This is a genomic window from Actinoplanes sp. NPDC051633, from assembly GCF_040681735.1.
GTDB lineage: Bacteria > Actinomycetota > Actinomycetes > Mycobacteriales > Micromonosporaceae > Actinoplanes.
This window is the reverse complement of the sequence record NZ_JBFAZH010001388.1, coordinates 1-1,838: the sequence shown is the minus strand read 5'-3', so window position 1 is coordinate 1,838 and position 1,838 is coordinate 1. Positions and strand designations below refer to the sequence as shown.

Below are 1,838 nucleotides of genomic sequence, written 5' to 3'. Positions count from 1 at the left end.
GGCCTGATTGTGGGTCGGCCCGGCTCGAACGCCCGATCCGCTCGGTCGCGCTCAACTCGGTAGCGTGGCGGCGTGACCATCGAGCTTGTCGTCCGCTTCGCGGTCGACGACGTGGAGCTCAGCGCTTTGCACGCGCGGGCATTCGGTGGTGACCCGGCGGTGGTGGCGCCGTGGGCGCGGCGCCTGGATGAGCACGCGCTGACCTGGATCGGGGCCTTCCAGGACGGGCGGTTGGTCGGGTTCGTGCAGGTGGCGTGGGACGGCGGCCCGCACGCCTTCCTGATCGACACGGCGGTCGACCCCGGACTCCAGGGCCGCAGCGTAGGCACAGCCGTGGTCAAGGCCGCCGCCGAGGAGGCCCGAGCCGCCGGCTGCGAATGGTTGCACGTCGACTTCGAACCCCACCTGCAGCACTTCTACCTGCGAACTTGCGGCTTCCGACCGACGCCGGCCGGCCTGATCCACCTGACCTCGTGATGTTCCGCCCAGACGACCGCGAAGCACTCCGGTCTCGCCTGATCGCCCGAGCCGAAGCCGACGACGCAATAGTCGGCGCGGCCTACACAGGCTCAGCCGCCGACACGGCCGACACCGGCTCGGCTGACCGCACCGAGCCAACCCGCTCGCCCGCCGGTTCCGGCTCGGCCGTGGGCTCGGGCTCGGCCGCCGGCTCGGGCTCGGCCTCCGGCTCGGGCTCGGCCGTGGGCTCGGGCTCGGCTGGCGGCTCCGGCTCGGTCGGCTCGGCTGGAGGGACCGGCGGCAGCGGCGGCACCGGGTCGACCGGCGGCACCGCCGGCGACCAGTGGTCAGACACCGATCTGGTGCTGGCCGTGCGGGGTGACCTCACCGCCGTGGTCGAGCGCTGGACGCGGTGGCTTCACGGCGGTGAGGGCGCCGTCCACCACTGGGACTTGCCGGTCGGAGAGGGGGTCATCAGGGTGTTCCTGCTGCCCGGATGGCTTGAGATCGACCTGACCTTCGTGCCGGAGGCGAACTTCGGCCCGCGCGGCCCGCAGTGGCGCACGATCTTCGGGAACGCGACGCCGCAGGAGCCCTTCCGGCCGCCCGACCGAGAGGGCCTGATCGGTCTCACCTGGCATCACGCCCTGCACGCCCGGATCTGTCTCCACCGCGGTCATTGGTGGCAGGCCGAGCACTGGATCAGCGCCTTGCGCGACCACATCATCACGCTGGCGTGCCTACGCCTCGGGCTACCCTCCGCCTACGCGAAGGGCGCCCACCTGCTGCCGGAGGTCCTGACCGCCGAGCTGGAGCCCACCCTGGTCCGCGCCTTGACGGAGCGGGAGTTGCAGCGCGCGTTAGCGGCAACTTTGGAGGTGTTGAAAGCGGAGCTGCACCGCTCTGATCCGGCAACGGCATCCCGCCTAACTCCGATGTTCGCCGATCTGGATCAGCCAAGAACCCGTGTCAGCGGCCATGAGACCGGAGAGACCAACGAGGGAGAACGTCCAGGGTCCCAACCCGCTCCCGTCAGTGATGACCGGTCACCTCTGGCCAAACTGGTGGCCGAACAACGGGCCGTCCCGCCGACGGGCGCCGGTCAGGTTCCCTTGCCTCCTCAACTGGACGACGACGGCGTGGACGCTGCCGCGGAGCTTGCGGCGATGCGGGACGAGGAATCCCGGTGACGTCCCGAAGCCGGGACGGCGCCACTGGTCGTCGTCGGGCTGTCCAGGACGCCGAGACCAGGAGTGGTAGCCCAGAGGCCCATTCACTCAGGTAATTGACCTCTGAGCTACCACTATTCGCTTGCGGACCGCGCCACGCCCAAAAGTGGTAGCCCAGCGACGCATTCGGGACCTGCCAGGGTGGCTGAG

The 1,838-nt window shown here is 70.3% G+C and carries 2 protein-coding genes; both read left to right on the top strand.

Going from position 1 to position 1,838, the window contains the following annotated elements:
- Positions 1–72: 72 nt before the first annotated feature.
- Positions 73–477 (top strand): GNAT family N-acetyltransferase, encoded by a 405-nt coding sequence (locus AB0M20_RS41265; protein WP_364306754.1) that lies wholly within the window; start codon positions 73–75, stop codon positions 475–477.
- Positions 429–1,649 (top strand): hypothetical protein, encoded by a 1,221-nt coding sequence (locus AB0M20_RS41260; RefSeq protein ID WP_364306752.1) that lies wholly within the window; start codon positions 429–431, stop codon positions 1,647–1,649. The genes AB0M20_RS41265 and AB0M20_RS41260 overlap by 49 nt, the downstream gene beginning before the upstream one ends.
- Positions 1,650–1,838: the final 189 nt, after the last annotated feature.